This window comes from Bacillus licheniformis DSM 13 = ATCC 14580 (assembly GCF_000011645.1).
In the GTDB taxonomy this organism is placed as follows: domain Bacteria; phylum Bacillota; class Bacilli; order Bacillales; family Bacillaceae; genus Bacillus; species Bacillus licheniformis.
Genome location: NC_006270.3, coordinates 870,908 through 892,741 on the forward strand (window position 1 = coordinate 870,908; position 21,834 = coordinate 892,741).

Annotated in this window: 17 protein-coding genes and 2 pseudogenes; 14 read left to right on the forward strand and 5 right to left on the reverse strand. The window is 47.6% G+C overall.

Features of this window, described 5'->3' with window-relative positions:
- Nucleotides 1-8 precede the first annotated feature (8 nt).
- Both lpdA and TRNA_RS25745 read left to right on the forward strand, forming a co-directional pair.
- Entirely contained in the window at nt 9-1,385 is a 1,377-nt protein-coding gene (gene lpdA / locus TRNA_RS25740; protein ID WP_003179861.1) for a dihydrolipoyl dehydrogenase, read from the forward strand.
- A 102-nt stretch (nt 1,386-1,487) separates the two neighbouring features.
- On the forward strand, nt 1,488-3,323 hold the full coding sequence (locus TRNA_RS25745; protein WP_011197668.1) for a sigma-54-dependent Fis family transcriptional regulator: 1,836 nt from the start codon (nt 1,488-1,490) through the stop codon (nt 3,321-3,323).
- Here TRNA_RS25745 and TRNA_RS25750 read toward each other — a convergent pair.
- A complete protein-coding gene (locus TRNA_RS25750) occupies nt 3,320-3,649 on the reverse strand; it encodes a YnfA family protein (RefSeq protein ID WP_161621015.1) in 330 nt (109 codons plus the stop codon). The genes TRNA_RS25745 and TRNA_RS25750 overlap by 4 nt on opposite strands.
- 183 nt (nt 3,650-3,832) lie before the next feature.
- Here TRNA_RS25750 and glvA point away from each other — a divergent pair, with 183 nt between their 5' ends.
- The 3 genes from glvA (at nt 3,833) to TRNA_RS25765 (ending at nt 7,669) form a co-directional block, all read left to right on the forward strand.
- Entirely contained in the window at nt 3,833-5,182 is a 1,350-nt protein-coding gene (gene glvA / locus TRNA_RS25755) for a maltose-6'-phosphate glucosidase (RefSeq protein ID WP_003179867.1), read from the forward strand.
- Between the two features lie 108 nt (nt 5,183-5,290).
- Complete coding sequence (locus TRNA_RS25760) at nt 5,291-6,061, forward strand: MurR/RpiR family transcriptional regulator (RefSeq protein ID WP_003179870.1); 771 nt, start codon at nt 5,291-5,293, stop codon at nt 6,059-6,061.
- A gap of 15 nt (nt 6,062-6,076) precedes the next feature.
- On the forward strand, nt 6,077-7,669 hold the full coding sequence (locus tag TRNA_RS25765) for an alpha-glucoside-specific PTS transporter subunit IIBC (RefSeq protein WP_011197669.1): 1,593 nt from the start codon (nt 6,077-6,079) through the stop codon (nt 7,667-7,669).
- A 142-nt stretch (nt 7,670-7,811) separates the two neighbouring features.
- On the opposite strand, the gene TRNA_RS25770 is transcribed toward TRNA_RS25765, so the two are convergent.
- From TRNA_RS25770 to TRNA_RS25780, 3 genes are all read right to left on the reverse strand, one after another.
- Entirely contained in the window at nt 7,812-8,390 is a 579-nt protein-coding gene (locus TRNA_RS25770) for a class I SAM-dependent methyltransferase (RefSeq protein ID WP_011197670.1), read from the reverse strand.
- A gap of 105 nt (nt 8,391-8,495) precedes the next feature.
- Complete coding sequence (locus tag TRNA_RS25775; RefSeq protein ID WP_003179877.1) at nt 8,496-9,473, reverse strand: glycosyltransferase; 978 nt, start codon at nt 9,471-9,473, stop codon at nt 8,496-8,498.
- Between the two features lie 169 nt (nt 9,474-9,642).
- On the reverse strand, nt 9,643-9,981 hold the full coding sequence (locus TRNA_RS25780) for a winged helix-turn-helix transcriptional regulator (protein ID WP_003179879.1): 339 nt from the start codon (nt 9,979-9,981) through the stop codon (nt 9,643-9,645).
- Between the two features lie 228 nt (nt 9,982-10,209).
- On the opposite strand from TRNA_RS25780, the gene TRNA_RS25785 reads away from it, so the two are divergent.
- From TRNA_RS25785 to TRNA_RS25800, 4 genes are all read left to right on the forward strand, one after another.
- The gene (locus TRNA_RS25785) at nt 10,210-10,653 is read left to right on the forward strand and encodes a DoxX family protein (protein ID WP_003179881.1); all 444 of its coding nucleotides are present in this window, start codon (nt 10,210-10,212) and stop codon (nt 10,651-10,653) included.
- Nucleotides 10,625-11,485, forward strand: a complete 861-nt coding sequence (locus TRNA_RS25790) for a VOC family protein (protein ID WP_011197671.1) — start codon at nt 10,625-10,627, stop codon at nt 11,483-11,485. Before TRNA_RS25785 ends, TRNA_RS25790 begins: the two co-directional genes overlap by 29 nt.
- Before the next feature lie 155 nt (nt 11,486-11,640).
- On the forward strand, nt 11,641-13,245 hold the full coding sequence (locus tag TRNA_RS25795) for a glycoside hydrolase family 43 protein (protein WP_003179886.1): 1,605 nt from the start codon (nt 11,641-11,643) through the stop codon (nt 13,243-13,245).
- The gene (locus TRNA_RS25800; RefSeq protein WP_011197672.1) at nt 13,235-14,782 is read left to right on the forward strand and encodes a glycoside hydrolase family 43 protein; all 1,548 of its coding nucleotides are present in this window, start codon (nt 13,235-13,237) and stop codon (nt 14,780-14,782) included. Before TRNA_RS25795 ends, TRNA_RS25800 begins: the two co-directional genes overlap by 11 nt.
- On the opposite strand, the gene TRNA_RS25805 is transcribed toward TRNA_RS25800, so the two are convergent.
- A complete protein-coding gene (locus TRNA_RS25805) occupies nt 14,779-15,624 on the reverse strand; it encodes an AraC family transcriptional regulator (protein ID WP_003179889.1) in 846 nt (281 codons plus the stop codon). The genes TRNA_RS25800 and TRNA_RS25805 overlap by 4 nt on opposite strands.
- A gap of 50 nt (nt 15,625-15,674) precedes the next feature.
- On the opposite strand from TRNA_RS25805, the pseudogene TRNA_RS25810 reads away from it, so the two are divergent.
- The 5 genes and pseudogenes from TRNA_RS25810 to mprF all read left to right on the forward strand — a co-directional run bounded on the left by TRNA_RS25810 (nt 15,675) and on the right by mprF (nt 21,762).
- A pseudogene (locus TRNA_RS25810) lies at nt 15,675-17,146 on the forward strand (extracellular solute-binding protein).
- Between the two features lie 128 nt (nt 17,147-17,274).
- The gene (locus tag TRNA_RS25815; protein ID WP_003179893.1) at nt 17,275-17,868 is read left to right on the forward strand and encodes an NAD(P)H-dependent oxidoreductase; all 594 of its coding nucleotides are present in this window, start codon (nt 17,275-17,277) and stop codon (nt 17,866-17,868) included.
- Complete coding sequence (locus TRNA_RS25820; protein WP_009329023.1) at nt 17,865-18,476, forward strand: NUDIX hydrolase; 612 nt, start codon at nt 17,865-17,867, stop codon at nt 18,474-18,476. Before TRNA_RS25815 ends, TRNA_RS25820 begins: the two co-directional genes overlap by 4 nt.
- A 14-nt stretch (nt 18,477-18,490) precedes the next feature.
- Nucleotides 18,491-19,022 (forward strand): annotated as a pseudogene (locus tag TRNA_RS25825) (YfiT family bacillithiol transferase).
- 187 nt (nt 19,023-19,209) lie between these two features.
- A complete protein-coding gene (mprF, locus tag TRNA_RS25830; protein WP_003179900.1) occupies nt 19,210-21,762 on the forward strand; it encodes a bifunctional lysylphosphatidylglycerol flippase/synthetase MprF in 2,553 nt (850 codons plus the stop codon).
- Nucleotides 21,763-21,834: the final 72 nt, after the last annotated feature.

The following is a 21,834-nucleotide window of genomic DNA, read 5'->3' on the forward strand; positions in this document are numbered from 1 at the left end:
GATAGACTGTGACACTTGCAATTATAGGAGGGGGACCTGCGGGTTACGTGGCGGCGATTACAGCGGCCAAAAATAGCAGAGAAGTCATCCTGATTGAAGATGGTTCCCTCGGAGGAACGTGTTTAAATGAAGGATGCATACCGACCAAAGCGCTTCTTGAAAGCGCAGATATGTTCGAGAAAATAAAATCCGCCGGCGCATTCGGAATCGGGCTGTCAGGCGAAAGCCCGACGGTTCAGTGGGAGGCCGTCCAAAGCCGTAAGAGAGAGATCATTCAGCGGCTCGCCGGGGGTATTGAATATTTGATGAATAAAAATAAAATCAAGGTTCTGCAAGGAAAAGCATCGTTTTTGTCCGAACACGACATACTTGTTGAAAAGGACGGAAAACAGGAGGTCATCAATGCCGGGCATGTGATTATAGCGGCAGGGGCAGCACCTGCCGCACTGCCTTTTGCGTCTTTTGACGGGAGCTGGATCATCCACAGCGGAGATGCCATGTCATTGCCGTCCATCCCTGAAACGATTTTTATTATCGGCGGAGGAATCATCGGCTGTGAATTTGCCAGTATATACAGCAGGCTGGGAGCGAACGTGATCATAGCCGAGCAGGCGGAACAGATTCTGCCTGAGGAAGATCCGGATATTGCCGCCTTTCTTCGCACAAGTCTCGAGGAGTCCGGCGTCCGTGTTTTCACATCTGTACAAGTGGAGCGTCTTGATCCTGCCAGGCAGCGCGTCTTTCTGAAAAATGGCGATGACAGCTTTAATATTCAAGCTGATCGATGTCTCGTCGCCGTCGGCCGAAAGCCGAGGACTGATGATCTGAAGCTTGACCATATCGGAGTCCAATATGACAGGAAAGGGATTCATGTCAACCAGCATATGCAGACAAACATCCCGCATATTTATGCGTGCGGGGATATCACAGGCGGGGTTCAGCTGGCGCATGCCGCTTTTCACGAAGGAACCGTCGCCGCATCCCATGCCTCAGGCAGAGACATGAAGGTCAACAGTGACATTATTCCGCGCTGCATCTATACTTCGCCTGAAATCGCAAGCGTCGGCTTAAATGAAAAAAAGGCGAGGGAGCGCTACAGGGATGTTCGTATCGGAGAGTTTCCGTTTTCTTCAAACGGAAAAGCGCTTATTTTGAATGAAACTGCCGGCAAGGTCAAAATCATCATAGAGCCGGAGTATCAGGAAATTGTCGGGGTTTCGATCGTGGGTCCGGGAGCAACCGAACTGATCGGCCAGGCAGCCGTAATGTTGCATGCAGAGCTGACGGCAGACGCAATGGAGCACTTCATCGCGGCCCATCCGACTCTTTCGGAAACGATTCACGAAGCTTTGCTGCAAGCCGCAGGTCGGGCCATTCACTGCTGAATAAGGGAGAACTTCGCACAGCGTGAGAGTGCGGAGTTTTTTTTATCGATATTGAAAGCGCTTTTATAATATAATGAGGAAAAAGCATGAGGAGAGGATGGAATGAATCCGACGCCCTGCTATTTAAATACGTGGAAACGCTTTGTTCAGGAAGGGCTTCTTGATCAGGCCCGCTTGAACAAAAGAGTCATGGAATCATGGTACCGCTGCAAAAATCGAAATGTCAATCCGTATTTAGATAAAGGACAGTCAATTTTAAAAAAGGATTTATTCGACGCTCAAAAAAAGAAACACTCGTTATTCCTCGATATCGCCCTGCCTTATCTACACAATATCAGCCGTGAATTAAAAGAGTCGGAAATGATGGCGCTCCTGATCGATGCCGACGGGTACGTATTAAGCTTGGCCGGCTGCCGGAGGACGCTTGAAGAGGCGAAAAAAATCAATTTTGTCGAGGGCGTGCGCTGGACGGAAACAGAAGTCGGCACGAACGCCATCGGAACCGCACTTGAAATCGGCGAAGCTGTCACCATTCACGGGACCGAGCATTTTTCGGTCGCTTCCCACCATTGGAGCTGTTCTGCTGCACCGATTCGCGATGAAGACGGCACCGTTATGGGTTTAATCGATATTTCCTGCCTCACGGATAGAAGGCATCCCTTTATGCTTGGGATGGCTGCCACTGCCGCACACGCCATCGAACGCGAGATCAGCGCACATACGAAAAAAAACGAAGCCGAGCTCATCAGCCATTGTCTTGAAAAAATCGATTCGGATCAGCCGTTTATCGTCTGCAATGAAAAAGACAAAATCGTAGCCGCGAGCAGACCGGTGCGGGAACGTTTTTCCGACTGGAGGAGAATGGATGTCAATGATCTGTATGAGCGCGGGTTTGCCGGGGGGCACAAGCAGACAATTTTCTCCGCCAAAGACGGGAGGCCCCTCGGTAAGTCGATTGCACTGGCTGAAGTGTCCCGCAATAAAACAGCTCCATCACTCGTATCCCGTTTCATCTATCCGGGTGAAACAGGAACAAGCCGGGCGTTTCAGCAGGCGCTTCACCACATGAGGCTTGCGGCTAAGACGGATGCGAATGTATACATATGGGGGGAAACAGGCTCCGGAAAGGAACTTGCCGCGAGGGCCATTCATCAGGCGAGCGCACGGAGAAACGGCCCTTTTATCGCCGTCAACTGCGGCGCCATTCCTGAAAGCTTGATGGAGAGCGAATTGTTCGGCTATGCCGAAGGCGCATTTACAGGAGCAAAGCGCCGCGGTTCAAAAGGGAAGTTTGAACAGGCTCACCGCGGTACGATTTTTCTCGATGAAATCGGTGAGATCCCTTATCAGATGCAAGTGGCGCTCTTAAGGATCATCGAAGAGCGGAAGGTCACTCCGATCGGCGGAACCCGTGAAGTTCCCCTCGACATCAGAATCATCACAGCAACACACCGTGATCTGAAAGACCTTCTCCAAAAAGGAAAGATACGTGAAGATCTGTATTACCGCCTTCATGTTTACCCCGTAAAAATACCGCCGCTCAGAGAGCGCAAAGAGGACATACCTGATTTGTTCCGCCACTATCAACAACAACACGAGTGGAAGGCCGAGTTTCCGCCGAATTTTTTCAAGCGGCTTCAGGAATATCATTGGCCTGGTAACATCCGTGAGCTCTTTAATACATTTGAAAGGCTCAGGGTTTTATTTCCGGAAGGCGGACTGATCGATCCGTCCCAATACAGCGCGGTGCTGGACGGACTCGATTGGAACAGCGGCGCACCTTCTGAAGAAGACCGGCTCACATTCAGAGAACGTGTTCAAAAACAAACGATGATGGAAGCTTTGCAAAAAACGAAAGGAAATGTGTCCGAAGCGGCCAAGCTGGCCGGAATTCCAAGAAGCACATTTTACAAGCGGCTTCGAAAATATAACCTTTAGCCTCTCGGCGCCCAAAGCATGACGCTGACGCCGGCTAAACAGATCACAGCCCCGGCCCAATCATAGAGGTCGGGGGTTTTTTTGTCGACCAGCCACCCCCAAAGCACAGCCAGAATAATAAATACGCCCCCGTACGCGGCATAGACGCGCCCGAACGATGGAAATGCCTGAAAAGCCGGGATGACGCCGTAAATGATTAAAGTCAGCCCTCCGGCCAACCCGTACCACAATGGTTTGGATTCCCTCAGCCACAGCCATACGAGATAGCCGCCCGCGATTTCAGCCAAACCCGCCAGTAAAAATAAACCGATTGCGATCATCATCAACAACACACTCCAATTCACGTGAATTGTCTCTATTCTACACGACATAAAACGGCCGGGAAAGTTCCCGTTTTTCGGGAAAATAAACAGAACGCGAGTATAGGAACTGTCTCCCCCGAACCTGTTGGAACGGCTCCTTCAGCATGATATAAGTAAATTGTAAACGCTTATAAGGGGGCTTTAAAAATGGATAAAACGTATTCGATTGTCATTGCAGGCGGAGGAAGCACATTTACCCCGGGGATTGTATTGATGCTCTTGGACAATCTGGATGATTTCCCGATCCGACAGCTGAAATTGTATGACAATGATGGAGAGCGGCAAGACAAAATAGCCGGCGCCTGTGAAGTGTTGGTTAAAGAAAGAGCTCCGCATATTCAATTTTTAGCGACGACCGATCCGGAAGAGGCGTTTTCCGATGTTGATTTCGTCATGGCTCATATCAGAGTCGGTAAATATGCAATGCGTGAGCTCGATGAAAAGATCCCTCTGAAATACGGAGTCGTCGGCCAGGAGACGTGCGGACCCGGAGGGATTGCGTACGGAATGAGGTCGATTGGCGGCGTGCTTGAGCTCATTGATTATATGGAAACCTATTCGCCTGACGCGTGGATGCTGAACTATTCAAACCCGGCTGCAATCGTCGCCGAAGCGACAAGAAGGCTGCGGCCGACATCAAAAGTGCTGAACATTTGCGATATGCCGATCGGTATCGAAGACAGGATGGCTCAGATTCTCGGACTGTCTTCGCGGAAGGAGATGGTTGTCCGCTATTACGGCCTTAATCATTTTGGCTGGTGGACGTCAATTTGTGATAAAGACGGCAACGATCTGATGCCGGCGATCAAAGAGCATGTCAGGAGGTTCGGCTATATTCCGGAACAGGAGCATGAAAAGGCTGAGGCGAGCTGGAATGACACGTTCAAAAAAGCGCGGGAAGTATTTGAACTCGATCCTGAGACGCTTCCAAATACGTATTTGCAATATTATTTTTATCCTGATGATATGGTGAAAAAATCAAACCCTGAATTTACCCGGGCGAACGAAGTAATGGAAGGGCGGGAGAAATTCATTTTCGGCGAGTGTGAAAAAATCGCAAAAGCCCAATCCAGCGCCGGCAGCAAAATCGAAATTGATGATCATGCTTCATATATTGTCGACCTTGCGCGCGCCCTTGCATTCAATACCGGTGAACGGATGCTTTTAATCGTTGAAAATAACGGAGCGATCCAAAACTTCGATTCATCGGCGATGGTAGAGGTGCCTTGCATTGTCGGCAAGAACGGTCCGGAGCCGATCACAATCGGCAAAATACCGCAGTTCCAAAAAGGGCTGATGGAACAGCAGGTGTCGGTTGAAAAGCTTGTCGTTGAAGCCTGGATTGAAAAATCGTATCAAAAGCTTTGGCAGGCTCTGATTTTGTCGCGGACTGTGCCGAATGCACGAACAGCCAAACTGATTCTCGATGATCTGATTGAAGCGAACAAAGGCTATTGGCCGGAGCTCTCCGCGGAAAATCTTCAGCCGTCGCTTTAAGGATGAAAGCGCCTGGGGCTCCTGAGCCAGACCGCCAGCCCAGGCATATCCCCCCATTTATTCTCGTATTTTATATAATAGAGACAGAGAATAAATGGGGTGAAAATGATGCAGTTGGAAGAATTAATGAACAAGCATTATAAAAAATTGAACGAAAACGATTTTCATGTTTTGAAATATATTTTGAACCATCAAGACACTTGCTACAAGCTGGGCATCAACGAATTAGCAAAGAAGTGCAATGTATCCCGCACATCGATTTTAAGACTTTCTCAAAAACTGGATTTCAGCGGGTACAGCGAGTTCAGGGTGTTTCTGAAGTGGGAGGCCGAGAAGCGGGAAGAAGAGCGGGAAGATTGCCGTTCCTTTGAAAGCCTCATGAGGGATATGGAAGCGAGCATGAAATATTTGAAAAATACGGATTTGCGAAAGATGTGCCAGCTCATTGACGAAGCGGACCGGATTTTTGTCTATGGTTCAGGCACGGCTCAGACGACGTGCGCTTATGAGCTGCAGCGAATGTTTGTTTCTCAGCACCGTTATTTGACGGTGATCAAAGATCAAATCGATTTCGACCTCATGTTTCCTGATTTTAGCACGGCCGATCTGATCATCATCATTTCGCTGTCAGGAGAAACCCCGTCGCTGATTCCGCAGGCACAGTCTTTGTCGGCTAAAGGCATTCCTTTTATCTCTTTGACGAATTTGAAAAATAATCTGCTCGCCCAGCTCACTCCTTACAATCTCTATGCGCCGAGCCAGACGGTGACGGTTTATCCAAAAACAGAGCTGACCGCTTTTGCACCCTTTTTTCTCGTTGGGGAAGCGCTGTTTCGCAGCTATGTCGACTATGCTGAAGAAAAGAAAAATCAGGAGTAACAGGGGGGATTCGCATTGATGCAAAAAGTACAGCGGTTCGGAAGCGCCATGTTTGTGCCGGTTTTGCTATTTGCTTTTGCCGGGATCGTCGTGGGCCTCAGCACATTATTTAAGAATGAGCAGCTGATGGGATCGCTTGCCAGTCAGGATACCTTTTGGTATCAATTCTGGTATATCCTTGAGGAAGGCGGCTGGACCGTTTTCAGGCAAATGCCGCTGTTGTTTGCGGTCGGAATTCCGATCGCACTGGCAAAAAAAGCGCAAGCGCGGGCATGTTTGGAAGCGCTTACTACTTATTTGACCTTCAATTATTTTGTCAGCGCTATTTTGACTGTATGGGGCGACTTTTTCGGAGTTGATATGACTCAGGAAGCAGGAGGAACAAGCGGGCTTGCAGAAATTGCCGGCATCAAAACCCTTGATACGAACATTATCGGGGCGATTCTGATTTCATCGATTGTCGTTTATATCCACAACCGCTATTTTGATAAGAAGCTGCCCGATTTTTTAGGGATTTTTCAAGGCTCTTCATTCGTCGTCATTATTTCATTTGCGATTATGCTTCCGGTAGCACTGGCAACCGCGTGGATTTGGCCGATGGTGCAGGACGGCATTGCGTCGCTGCAAAGCTTCCTTGTCGCCTCAGGTGCTTTCGGTGTATGGGTTTACACATTTTTAGAAAGAATTTTGATCCCTACGGGCCTGCATCACTTCATATACACGCCATTTGTTTTCGGCCCGGCCGTAGTTGAAGGCGGGATTGTCACCTATTGGGCGCAGCATCTCAGCGAGTTTTCAGCAAGCTCTGAACCGTTGAAAGAGCTCTTTCCTCAAGGCGGATTCGCGCTCCACGGAAACTCCAAAATCTTCGGAATTCTGGGGATCGCACTAGCCATCTATGTAACAGCCAAAAAAGAAAAGAAAAAAATCGTTGCCGGTCTGCTGATTCCGATCACGCTGACAGCGGTAATTGCGGGGATCACGGAGCCGATTGAATTTACGTTTTTGTTCATTTCGCCGCTGCTGTTTTTCGTACACAGCCTCTTGGCCGCGACGATGGCAACCTTGATGTATGCTGCAGGGGTGGTCGGAAATATGGGCGGCGGTTTAATCGAGATTTTAACGCTCAACTGGATCCCTCTGTTTCATCAGCACGGCAGCACTTATGTTTTTCAAATTTTGATCGGCTTGTCTTTCACCGCCATTTACTTCTTCGTATTCAGGTTCTTGATTTTAAAATTGGATATTGCCACGCCGGGGCGTGAAAAAGACCAGCAGCAGGAGACAAAATTTTATTCGAAAAAAGATTACAAGGCGAAAAAAGAATCCGAAAAAGAGGTTTCTGCGGCGCAGGAAATTGCTGAGACCGATCAGGCGGTTCTTTGCATCAAAGCGCTCGGCGGAAAAGAAAACATTGCGGAGGTGACAAACTGCGCGACAAGACTGAGAGTCAGCGTGTATGACGAGTCAAAAGTGGAGCCGGACAGTACGTTTAAGTCCTTTGGCGTTCACGGTGTCGTCAGAAACGGAAAAGCCTTGCAAATTATTATCGGTCTTTCGGTTCCGCAAGTCCGTGAAAGGGTCGAGAAGCTGCTGAACCAATCATAATTGCGCCGGTGCAAATGGCATCTCCTGAAATGACACATGCAAGCTGCAGAGACTTGCATGTGCGATTGGGGGATGCTCTTTTAATGCAAAGACAAGCTAACGCTTCACAGGTTATCCACATTAGCTCGCTCTATGCCGATGTTTACCTTTTTTTACAATTCAGCACGTAAATTTCATTCTTCAGCCGTTCAGATGTTTTAATGACAACTTTTTCGGTGCCCTGAAAATCCAAAATGCCGTCGTATCTTTCGATGACTTCGTCAATATGTTTGAAGTGGCGGACGTGGGCGCGTGAATCATAGTTAGGCACAGAAATCACCATGTCGCTCCCTTGAGGAAGACTCGATAAAAACGCTTTGTCTTTCTCTATATGCTCTAACACTTCCAGCAAAACAAAAACATGATATTTTTGCAGCATCCGGACGATCGCCTCGTCATATACATTTCCTTCGATGAAAGTAAACGAGGGATTATACCTTTTGGCTTCTTCAAGCATTCCTTTGGAAAAATCGATGCCTAAATATTTTCTGTATCCTTTGTCATATAAAAGCTTTGCGAATCTCCCAGTGCCGCAGCCGATATCGACAATCGTTTCATCTTTGGACTCCGGCAATAAACGTGCAGCTTCTTCATACACCTTTCTCCACGGGCTTTTTTCAAACGGAATCAGATGTCGGTCAATAAATTGATCATAAAATTCAGCTGGCATTTCCGTTCCCATGTTTTTCACCTCGAAATCTTTTAAATCATCAGTAATAGAAATATATGTCCGGAAAGAAAATGCGTGCGGGAAGAATCCAGCCGATAAGAAAAATAGATCTATTCATCATTGTTCCTGCTGCTCTAAAAAATCTATTATTGTGTCTACTATTTCTTGTGCACGCGCATGATAGGTATGCTGTGAATGAACGAGACGGTAGCCGTTGTCTGTGATACGCTGCCTTTCTTTTTTATTTTGAAGATAGTATTTTGCTTTGTCATAAAAGTCTTCAACTTCACAAGCAATGAAATGGGTGCCGTCTTTAAAGCCAAGATCGAAAATATCTTGATTTGGCTCCGCCAGCAACAGCGTTCTGCAGGCAGGGGCTTCATAAAATTTTAACAACGGGTAGCGGAGGGCGCTTCCGCATGTGAAAAATATCTTTGCTCTGTTCAATTCCTGGGCATATTTTTCATTCAAAAAAGCCTGCTTGATTTCTTCTTCGTCAGTTATGACATTGCCGGGATGGGGGTGGTGAACAAACCCTTCTTCATGCTTCATGGTCTGCAATACAGCCTCCCTAAAAAGGTATTTTCCTTTTGGGGGATATCTTTTGTTTCCTTCATGTACAAGCCCCATGAGCAAATAGTCTATCGTTTTCTTCAACTTCCAGTCCTTGAATATTTCTGGATCAACTGCCCATGGAACCCATCTGAATTTGTCTTTGTACTGGGGGTATTCATTTAAAAAATGCTCTTTTGTCACTGAAAAAATTAAATCAATTTGGTTGTCTTCGAAATAGCTGCTTCTGATCTGTTTATTAAAATGAGAATCGATCACAAACGCGCCGGTGGGGATGTTTGTATCTTTGAGCCCCCTAATGTTTGGGGACAATGAGAAGCCGTAGGCAATGTCGTAGTGGAAAATGAAATCAGGACGAAATTGGATTTTGTCCAATATATCCGGAAGATAGCCGTCCGTATGCCAGTACATGACTTCGGCAAACTCCTCAAGAGATTTCATCATTTTATACTTTACTTCATGTTTGGGCATGGTCTTCCAAAACGTTTTAATCAGAACTAATATTTTCAAGCATCTCCGCATTTCTTTCTCCTCTCAAGACATCTTCGTCATCTTTCCCTATTTAATATATGAGGATTAAAAATTGATGTTCAGGCAAGCGTTAAAAAGACGGGGGGCTGGGGGCAGCTTGAAAATATGCGGAATTAATCAGCAAAACAAAAAGGCGATGCACCTGAGATGCACGCCTTTTTTAATGATTTTCCCGTTCATTGGCTTCGTCCAGATCGATCCATTCCTGCGACCATTTTTCCATTCCTTTAAGGACCGGTTCGAGCGCCTGCCCTTTTTCAGTCAGGGAGTATTCGATCCGCACCGGAGTTTCTGGATACACATGCCGGTGGATGATGCCCTCGTGTTCGAGTTCTTTTAATCTTTCGGATAACAGCCTTCCGCTGATGGGAAGGGAAGATTCTATATGGCAAAACCGCTGCGGGCCGTTAAGAAGCTGGTGAATGATGAATCCGTTCCAGCGCTGACTTATCATTTTCATTCCTTTTTCAAATTTCGGACATAAAGATGATAGGCTCATGTTCCTCACCTCTCTAGGTCTATTATAACGGTATATCAATGAATGAGCAAAGCTCATAAAATGTCTTGACGTAAGTTTGTTATTTATATATACTAACTTACACAAAGTAAGTAACGAACGAAAAAAGGAGGACACTGCAGACTTATTCAAGGGGATATGTTGATAGATGGATAAAGTTGGCGTTCGTCATTGGTCTTTAAAATAAAAATTGAACAAGAGGAGAAAATAATGAGCAACAAATACGAATTAGGTGCATTAATTTTACGTTTGGTTACAGGTCTTACATTTTTGCTTCACGGGCTTTCAAAATTTCAAGGCGGGATTGAAAATACTGTAGGATTCTTCAGCAGTGTCGGAATTCCGGGCTTTCTCGCCTATATCGTAGCGATTATCGAATTGGCCGGAGGGGCTTTGATGATTCTCGGGCTCGGTACACGTGTGATTGGCCTTTTATTTGCGATTGTCATGCTGGGGGCCATTTTCACTGTTAAGCTCTCCGCCGGTTTCATGGGAACGGATGGAGGCGCAGGCTATGAATTTGACGTTACGCTTCTTGCAATGTCTGTATACTTGGCCTTGAGCGGAAGCAGCATGCTGTCCCTTGGGGAAATGATCCTGAAATCAAGGAAAGAAGGAAAAACAGATGACGCAGCAAATCCACCCGGGCACTGAGCTCGGATATGTCAAGCTGAAGGTGAGCCGTCTTGAAAGATCGGTTTCTTTTTACAGGGATGTGATCGGTTTTCAAGTATTAAAACAGGACGGCAAAACGGCGGAGTTCACAGTTGACGGAAAAAATCCGCTTTTGATCATTGAGGAGATTCCAAATGCTGTTGTTCTTCCTGAACGATCGGCAGCAGGCCTTTATCATTTTGCCATTTTGCTTCCAAACCGAAAGCAGCTCGGCATGGCTGTGAAGCATTTGATCCGCGCCGGCATTGAACTCGGCCAGGGAGATCACCTTGTCAGCGAGGCGTTTTACTTGTCAGATCCTGATCAAAATGGAATCGAAATCTACCGCGACCGTCCGCGAGAGGGATGGAAGCGCGATGAGCAGGGGAACTACGTGATGGGTACGGAGCCGGTTGATGTCCAAGGACTTCTGGAAGAAGCCGATGGCCACGAATGGCAAGGTCTTCCCCCGGAAACAAAAATCGGACACGTCCATTTTCACGTCCGGGATTTGAAGCAGGCGAAAGAATTTTACCACTCTGTACTGGGATTTGATATCACAGGAGATTATCAACACATGTCAGCGCTTTTTGTCTCTGCCGGAGGCTACCATCATCATATCGGCTTAAACATCTGGGCCGGACAGCATGCGCCATTTGCCCCGCTTGATGCGGCAGGCATGGCGTATTACACGGTTCTTTTACCGAATCGAGCGGAACTTGACCGAATTGCAAAAAAACTGAAAAGCTCGGGTTATGCCGTTGAGCATGAAGAAAACGCATGGTTTGTTAAAGACCCGGCATCAGGTATTGATATCAGATTGACCGTTTGAAAAGGCGAAACTCCAGTTTCGCCTTTTTTTATGCCATTCAATCAAAGGACAACAAAAGCAAAGAATGAGAAGAAACAGACATTAATAACAAAGATTCAGGGGCAGCAGCTATGCTAACATGAATTTGAAAATCTGGAAATGAGGGGTGAAGGTTGATGGCAAAAAGCCTGACTGGCAAGGCGAAACATCATCCGCCTGTCTGGAATCCGAACATTGACGGCGGGCGGTTTTGCAATCCCGTTCTTTTCATGGACTACTCAGATCCGGATGTCATTCGGAAAGGCAGCGACTTTTTTATGGCGGCTTCAAGTTTTTCCTGTTTTCCCGGAATTCCCATTTTGCACTCGACAGATTTGGTGAACTGGTCATTGATCAGCCATGTGTTTGACGAGCTCCCCTTCGGCGAATATGAGGCCCCTGCTCATGGCAAAGGAGCGTGGGCGCCGAGCATTCGATACCATAACGGAGAATTCTGGGTGTATTTCGCAACGCCTGATGAAGGAATCTTCATGAGCAAAACATCAGATCCGTTTAAAGGATGGGAGCCTCTCATACAGGTCAAAAAGACAAAGGGCTGGATTGATCCTTGTCCATTTTGGGATGACGATGGAAATGCCTATCTGATCCATGCTTACGCAAACAGCAGAATCGGGATCAAGAGCAAGCTGAATCTTTGCCGAATGAAAAAAGACGGAACGGCTTTGGAAGACGATGGAGAAATCGTCTTTGACGGCACGCTGAACCACCCTACGATTGAAGGACCGAAATTGTATAAAAAAGACGGCTATTATTATATCTTTGCTCCGGCGGGAGGGGTGAAGACAGGCTGGCAGACGGTTTTGCGGAGCAAGCAGATTTACGGTCCCTATGAAGACAAGGTTGTCCTTCACCAAGGAAATACGGTCATTAACGGTCCGCACCAGGGAGGCTGGGTTGAACTTGATTCCGGAGAGTCATGGTTTATCCACTTTCAAGATCGCGGAGCATTCGGCAGAGTTGTGCAACTTCAACCTGTCCGCTGGTTCGACGGCTGGCCGCTGATGGGTGAAGACATAAACGGCGACGGGATCGGAGAACCGGTTTTGCATTGGGAAAAGCCGAAGACGGGCGCCAAAGAAGTGAAACTGCCCTTTGATCATGGCAATGATGATTTTTCTTCTTCAGACCGCCTTGCGCTTCATTGGCAATGGGAAGCGAATCCGAAGCAAGAATGGTACTCTCTCAGCGCCAGTCCCGGCCGGCTTCGCTTATACAGCCGCGGCATCGCTCATCCGTTCAAACTGAGCCGCCTGCCGAACCTTCTGATGCAGAAATTTTCGGGGCCAAGCTTCACAGCAACGGTCAAATTGTCGCTAAACGCCTTGTCGGAAACTATGATGGCCGGCTTGGCTGTCATGGGAAGGGAATACGCCTATCTCGGCTTCTCGAAATCAGAAAACGGTTATCGGCTTTCTGTATACGAAGGCCGTATAGAAGGTGATCAGGAAGATGTCAAAACAGAAGAGCGCGGCGTACATGCGGAAATGGTCTATTTGCGCGTGACTGTTGATGAACAGGCGGTCTGCCGTTTCAGCTGCAGCATGGACCGGCGTCATTTCACACAGATTGGGAATTCGTTTCAGGCTGTTCCCGGACTGTGGACGGGTGCCAAAGCAGGTGTATATTGCGCCGATACCGGCGGAGAAGACGGACAGGACGGATGGTGCGATATCGAATGGTTCAGTGTCGAACCGGCAGGAGGGGAATGCCATGAGCGGTGAACACACATATACGAACCCGGTGTTGACCGGTTTTCATCCGGACCCTTCAATTATCAGAGTCGGGGAAGATTATTACATGGTGAACTCAACGTTCCAGTATTTCCCGGCAATCGTTATTTCCCACTCTAAAGATTTAGTCCATTGGAAGATCATCGGCCACGGAATCACGGAAAATGAAGGATTGGACCTGTCGGATATCAATGATTCGCACGGCATTTGGGCGCCTGATATTTCGTATCATAACGGAACCTTCTACATCTTCGCGACGCACAGGCTGAACGGACCGACTGTCATCAACGGCCGAAAGCTGATCCGCAGACAGATTATGATCAAGTCCAGCCGCCCCGAAGGGCCTTATTCAAAGCCCGTTTTCATTGATGAAGGCAGCGGCATCGATCCTTCTCACTTCGTTGACGGCGACGGGAAACACTATATGCTGCTCAGTCCTGCCTGCACGCTCTTTCCTCTAAATGAAGAATGCACAGACATCTCCGGCGAGCCGGTTCAGATATGGGAAGGGACTGGGAGAAGGGCGCCTGAAGGGCCGCATTTGCTGAAAAAAGACGGTTATTACTACGCGATATTGGCAGAAGGAGGAACCGGATATTCCCACTCGATTACGACAGCCCGCTCAACGCATTTGTACGGTCCTTATGAGCCCTGCCCGTATAATCCGATTTTAACGCAGACAGACCCGGATGCTCCGATTCAAAGAGCAGGACACGGCAAGCTCGTTGAAACCCAGAATGGAGAATGGTGGGCGGTGTATCTATGCGGACGGCCCAATCAAGGTAGCTATACAACGGTTGGGAGGGAGACCGCTTTGGATCCCGTCGAATGGACGGATGACGGCTGGTTTGTCATCAACAACTTGAAGGGCCCGAGTCTTGTTCAGCGCGCTCCAAACCTCCCCCAAGTCAAATGGGATGAAAAGAATTTCGACGATTTTGACGAGGATACGCTCGGTCTTGACTGGCAGTTTGTCAGGAATCCCGATCATTCCAGCTGGTCTTTGATCGAGAGACCGGGATATCTCAGGCTGTGGACAGGTGATTGGGATTTACATGACATCCGTGCAAAAAATACGGTCGTCAGAAGGGAAAAGCACCACCTATACAGCGCCGGCGTGAAACTCGACTTTTCACCTTCGGCCTCCGGAGAGCAAGCGGGGATCGTCTGCTACTACAGCACGAATAATTATTTGAAATGCTGCTTGATCTATGAAGAAGGATTGAAGATCAAGGTCGTGGAAAATCGCTCCGGTTGCCAAAAAACGCTGGGGAAAAAACATGCCGAGGCCGGCCCGCTGTTTCTGAAAGCTGTCATCAATAAGCAAAAGAGGGATTTTTACTACAGTTATGAAGGGAAGCATTGGCACCACGCGGGCGGTACAGAGGACGCCAGTTTTTTAAGCGATGAGGGTTCGCGTGACGCAAAGGGACATACGGGAACGATGGTCGGGATATTCGCCAATAACGGCGGAAGCGGCAGAAAGGCTGCCGCTGATTTTGACTGGTTCCGCTATATTGCATATTAAATGTCTCTGCTTTTTTTCCTGTATTGAAGCGGCGGGATGCCGACGATCTCTTTAAACACTTTATTGAAATGGCTGATATGCTTAAAACCGGTATCCGCAGCGATGTCCAATATTTTCTCGTCTGTATCACGAAGCCGTTTTTTCGCTTCGCGGATCCTGATGTGCCGGATATACTCCTGAAGATGAAAGCCGGTCACTTTTTTAAACACTCTGCTTAAATAGGATGGGCTGATATAAAATTGTCCGGCCAATCCGTCTAACGTCATCGTTTCTTGAAAGCTGCAATTGATATATGAAGCGATTTCCGAGATTTTTTCATCCATCGGGTGAAGCGGCCGTGTTTGATTGCGGCCGCCGCCCGCAAGGCTCCGGTAAATGGTGAAAAGCAGCTGAAACAGCAGCGCCCTGACGACATCCTCGTGTCCTTCTTTTTTCAGCTTGCACTCCTTTTTCATCTCCATCAGCATATGTTCGACTGCGGCCTGTTCACGCAGGGAAAATGCGATGAAGTTTTGATTTTCCGGAAACGGAAGAAGCCGATAATGGCTGCACTTCAGCAATGGTTCTATGAAATCGTGCGAGAAATTAATCAGGATGCGTTCGAACTCTTGAACTTCCGTGCTTGACGTTCGGTGGAGGTCGTGGGGATTGATGATGATCATCGTGCCTTTTTCCGCGGTATAGACGCTTTGGTTAATAAAATACGTGCGTTCTCCGCTCAGCAGATAATACAGTTCATAGCCTTCATGAACATGCGGCGCGTTCATCTCGGTAAATCCTTTTCTCTGCATATATTGAATCGAAAAAGAATGCTCGGCTATGAAATATTTAGGATGGAGCATGTCGGGCATTCCTCCTTGAGAGCGTTTTCTTAACAAACGGGAGGGATCGTATGAAAAAGTTATGTTGCCTGATCTTGGTCTTGGTTTTTTCCGCGGGCTGTACTCAGCAAAAGGCATCAACGGAAGAGGACGGGGCGCTTGAAATCAATTGGCTCGTACCGCTCCACACACCGCAGCCTCCGAAAGAGAAGGCGCTTGACATCATTGAAGACAAAACGAATACAAAGCTGAAGCTCATCTGGGTTCCGGATTCAACAAAAGAAGAGCGGATCAATACAACCCTTGCAAGCGGAAACATGCCTAAAGTAATGACATTGCCTGATCTTGAAGATTCAGCGGTTGTCAGCGCGCTGCGCTCGGGAATGTTCTGGGAAATCGGACCGTATTTCAAAGACTATCCGAATTTAAGAAAACTTGATAAAACTATATTGAAAAATATTTCGGTTGATGGCAAAGTTTACGGGATTTATAGAGAAAGGCCGATGGCCAGGCAGGGAGTCGTGATTCGGAAAGACTGGCTCGACAATCTCGGATTGGAAATGCCGGAAACCGTTGATGACCTTTATAAAATAGCGAAAGCATTTACAGAACAGGACCCCGATCAAAACGGAAAAGACGACACGTTCGGTCTCGCCGACCGCAATGATCTCACCTTCGGAGCGTTTAAAACCCTGGCTTCGTACTTTGGCGCGCCGAACGAATGGGGAACGGACGAAGACGGAAATCTCTTCCCCTATTTTAAGCATGAGGCCTATAAAGACGCAATGGCATACATGAAAAAGCTTTATGAAGAAGGCCTGATGAACAGGGACTTTGCGGTGACAAGCAAAACGCAGCAGCAGGATTTAGTGATTCAGGGGAAAGCGGGAATCTATATCGGCGCGATGAGCGATGCCATGAACTTGCGTGATCAGGGACTCGCTTTGAACCCCGGCTTTCAGCTTGATATCGCAAACCGGATCAAGGGCCCCGACGGCAAGGAGCGCACATGGGCGCTCGGCGGGCATGGCGGGATGTTCGCCATTTCGAAATCAAGCGTCAAGACTGAAAAAGAGGTCAGAAAAATCCTCGCATTTTTTGACAGAATCGCTGAAGAAGACCTCAACAATTTGATGTTGTATGGAATAGAAGGCGTACACTATGAAAAGAAAGGGGGGAGCGGCTATTTTCGAAAGCAGGAAAACTACCATCTGTGGGAAGCGGAAATTCAGCCGTTAAACCAGCTGATTGGCGTCAATAAACAAGCTTTAAAAAGCGCTGAAGATCCGCTCCGCGCCAAAAATGAAAAGCTTGAGGAGGACAACCGGGCAATCGCAGTCCAGAATCCGGCCGAACCGCTGTATTCTGCCGCACAGATGGACAGGGGAACAGAATTGAAGAAAATCATTGATGACGCCACATTTCAATTTATTCTCGGGGAAATCAATGAAAAAGCTTTGACCAGGCAGTCCTGAAATGGGAGAAGCATGGCGGCGGAAAGATCATGAAAGAACTGAATGAAGATCTGAAAAAAGCAAACTAAACAGAAAACCCTTTCCATTTTTTTGAAAAGGAAAGGGTTTTTCATCGTATTCGCTCCAAGTTCATTTTCTTTAAATTCTGCAAAATAAACAATATAATTCCATCATAGGACGAAAAGGAGGAAGCGATATGCAGACTGCCGTTATATATGCACACCCAAATCCAAACAGTTTCAACGGAGCCATTTTAAATCAAGTCATAAAGGCGCTTGAGGACGGTAAGCATTTTTATGACGTCATTGATTTGTATAGAGACCGGTTTGATCCCGTTCTATTATTTGATGAAAAGAAAAGGCGCTCAGATATGAATCGCGATCCGGAAACTGCCGAATATCGAAGAATTGTCAAAAACGCCGACCATCTGATTTTCATTTATCCGCTTTGGTGGGGCGGAATGCCAGCGATCATGAAAGGCTTTATTGACCGCGTTTTTGCCGCCGGAGAAGCCTATACATATCAAGGAAAGCTGCCAAAAGGCCTGCTGAAGGCGCGCACGGCATCAGTTTACTACACGGCTGACGCTCCGTCTTGGTATTTGCGGTTTTGGCAGCGGGATGCCGACTGGGTGACGGTTAAAGATGTGATGTTGAAGTTTTGCGGCGTACGGCGGGTAAAGCGCCTGCTGTTTGCCGGCGTGAAAGACAGCTCTGAAGAAAAACGCACGCAATGGCTTGACCGTGTCTACCGGTCTATAGCTCCTGCAGATCGGGGGATCAGCAAATGACAAAGGAGATGAAGTGGCTGGATTGGGCAAAGGAAATTCAAGCTATCGCCCAGGCGGGGCTTGCCTATACAAAAGATGACTTTGATCGTGAACGTTTTGAGCAGCTTCGCGAGCTGAGCTGCGAAATCATCGCCGATTATACGGAAACGGACTTCTCTAAAGTGAAAGAGCTTTTTGCCGGGGAATCGGGCTATCAAACGCCTAAAGTCGATGTGAGAGCCGTAATTTTTAAAGATCATAAGCTCCTCCTTGTCCAGGAAAAAGCAGACGGCAAATGGGCGCTGCCAGGCGGATGGGCAGACATCGGCTTTACGCCGAAAGAAATCGCGGTTAAAGAAACGCTTGAAGAGACAGGTTTGAAAGTCAAGGCGCATAAACTTCTGGCGGTCATGGATAAAAAGCGCCACAACCACCCCCCTTCCGCCTTCCACATCTATAAGCTGTTTATCTCCTGTCAAATTGTCGGAGGCAAGGCGGAAGCGGGGACTGAAACACAAAACCTTGGTTTTTTCTCATTGGAGAATCTGCCTGAATTATCGGCAGCAAGGAATACCTATGAACAGATCGAATATCTTTTTGAAAAGCATGATGAAGTGTATTGCGACTAAGGGAGGAACAGACAATGGATCAGTTGAAATATCCGATCGGCACCTTTTCCAAACCGCTTGAAGCGGACGAAAGGGAACTGGAAAAATGGATCGGGGATCTGAAGCAAGCGCCGCATCTCCTGAGAAGCGCGGCGGCGGAACTAAATGAAGAACAGCTTGATACGCCGTACCGGACCGGAGGCTGGGCTGTCCGCCAAGTCGTTCACCATCTTGCCGACAGCCATATGAACGGCTATATTCGAAGCAAATTGGCGCTGACAGAAGAGACGCCTTTGATCCGCACGTTTGACGAACAGAATTGGGCCGGGCTTACCGATGCCAGAACGCTGGATCCGGATTTGTCGCTGGCGCTTTTAGACACGCTGCATCTGCGCTGGGCTGCTCTTTTTTGAATCTTTGACAGAAGCGGATTTTGAAAAAGCGTACATTTATCCTGGCACAGGTGAGGAGATGAAGCTGTATCAAGCGCTTGCTCTCTATGTGTGGCACTCACAACACCATATTGCCCATATTAAAGCGCATCGAAAAAGAATGGGCTGGAATTGAAAAAAACGCGCCGCGGGCGCGTTTTTTGTTTGCCGTTTGTTTTCAGAGGGGATTGTTAACAATAACATAACAGCGGAATCGTTGGTTATTGCTTTTTCTAGCCGGTAAATTAAGGTAAGATATATGAGTTATCACCCAAAACGTGATGGATTTATCTTGCGATTAGATTAGAGAGAAGTGGTTTTTCATGAAAAAAAATGCGCTGGCGATTTTAAGGATCGTGATTCCGGCGGCTGTTCTTTTGTTTGTCTTTTTTCAAGCGAAAAAAGAACTGGCCGGGCTGTCTTTTAAAGAAACATTTTTGATTATCGATCAAATTAATCGGATTGACCTATTCATCCTTGTTTTTCTCGGACTTGCCGCCATTTTGGCGATGACATTATACGATTTTGTTCTGGTCCGCTCCCTCGGAATGAAGGTTTCGAAATGGAAAACGATCAAAGTATCATGGATCGCCAACTCACTTAACAATGTTCTCGGGTTCGGCGGATTGTCCGGTGCAGGATTGAGAACGATCCTTTACAAAGAGCATGTTGATGATGTGAAGAAGCTGATCAGGGGGATCGCTTGGCTTGCGTCTTCGGTTCTTCTCGGGCTGTCTGTCCTCAGCCTTCTCGTCCTTGCCGGAATTCTGCCTGCCGGGGATCTGTTTACAGAAAAAACGTGGGTGCTGCTGGCTGTTGCCGGTACGGCGATGATCGCTCCCGGTGCGGCCGTCATTTTAATGATCAAAAAGAAGAGAAGCAGAGGAGCCGAAAAGGGCATGCGGCTTTCGGTCTTCTTTTCTTATCTGGGTGCATCGGTGATCGAGTGGGTTGCCGCAGCAGCGGTCATGTATTATTCCCTTGCAACGATGGGCGTCGAATTGGACTTAAAAACCGTCATCGGCGTTTTTACGATTGCTTCGGTGGCCGGAATGATCAGTCTCGTTCCCGGCGGATTCGGTTCGTTCGACCTGCTTTTTTTGGTCGGAATGAGCCAGCTGGGGGTTGATCAGGAAATCACTCTGACGGCGATTGTGCTCTACCGGATCGCCTATTCGTTTATCCCTTTTGTGTTCGGTCTTATTTTTGCAGCAGCCGATTTGACTGGAAATACGATGAAGAGGCTCGAAGAAAAACCGATTATTGCCCCGGCAATAGAAACGACCAATATTCTGTTGATTTTACACAGAGCGCTCCTATTCAGACTGCTGAACGGTTCGCTTTCAGTCATCGCATTTTGCAGCGGAGCGATTGTGATCGCATCTGTGGCGCTGCCGATTGACAGGATTACATTGATACCGAATATTTCGAAGTTCATGCTGGTGTTTTTTAACGGTTTGTCCCTCAGTTTCGGCTTGATTTTGCTGATTCTGCCGCTTGAACTTTATCGGAGGACAAAGAGATCTTATTATATGACGCTGACCGCTTTGGCGCTTGCCTTTCTGTTCACGCTTTTTAAAGGCTTTAATATTAGCGCCGTCTTCATGATTCCTGTGGTGTTTGCCCTGTTTGTATTGCTGAGGGGGCAGTTTACAAGGGAGCGGGCTGTCTACACATTCGGGCAAATCGCATGGGGAGCTTTTATCTTCCTCTTTACTTTATTGAATTACAATATTATCGCTTCACACATTTGGGAGGCGCTCGGCCATCTTCTTGTGAAAGATTATTTCATTCACAGTGAACGCCATGTCGACTTCGCGACGTTTTTTGCGTTATTTTTCGTTCCGCTGTATTTCGCTGTTTTCATCTGGGCGTTTAACAGGAAAACGAAAGAGATCGGTGAAGAGCCTGATCCGGAGAAACTGGAGGCATTCTTAGAAGAAAAAGGCGGCAACGCTTTGAGCCATTTAGGCTTTTTAGGGGACAAGCGGTTTTTTTATTCAAGCGACGGGAATGCGCTGATTCAATTCGCCAAAGTCGGCCAGCGCCTCGTTGTGCTCGGCGACCCGTCCGGCCGGGAAGACTCGTTTCCGCTCGTGATCAAAGAATTCCTTCATGCGGCTGACCAAAAAGGGTATCTTGTCATTTTCTATCAGATCGAACGCGAAGACATGGCGCTCTATCATGACTTCGGATACCGCTTTTTCAAGCTTGGAGAAGAGGCGATTGTCGACCTTGACACCTTTACAATCAGCGGAAAAAAGCGGGCCGGACTAAGGGCGATCTACAACCGTTTTGAACGGGAAGGGTATACGTTCCATGTCGAACAGCCGCCGTTTTCGAGAGAATTCCTCAACGAGCTGAGGCAGGTGTCTGATGAATGGCTCGGCCGCAAAAAAGAAAAAGGCTTTTCGCTCGGGTTTTTTCAAGAAGATTATTTGCAAAAGGCGCCAATTGCCGTTTTAAAAAGCGAAGAAGGCGAGATCGTCGCGTTTATGAATATCATGCCGATGTACCGCGAAGGGGAAATATCCATCGATCTGATGCGCTATTCGAAAAAGGCGCCGAAAGGAATCATGGATGCGCTGTTCATCTATTTATTTCAATGGGGAAAAGAACAGGGCTACACGGCCTTCAATATGGGAATGGCCCCTTTATCGAATGTAGGGACAACGTTTCAGTCATTCTGGACGGAGCGGCTGGCCGCCGTGATTTTCAACAATGTCAGCTACATGTACAGTTTCAGCGGACTGCGGTCTTTTAAAGAAAAATATAAGCCGGTTTGGCGGGGGAAATATTTAGCCTATCGGAAAAACCGATCTCTCCCGGTAACGATGATCCTTGTGACAAGGCTGATCGGAAGGAGAACGAAATGAGGCCGTTTATTAAAACGGCCTTTTTTTTATATTGCCATTGTAAGAAGCACTCAAAAGGCGGTATACTGCAAA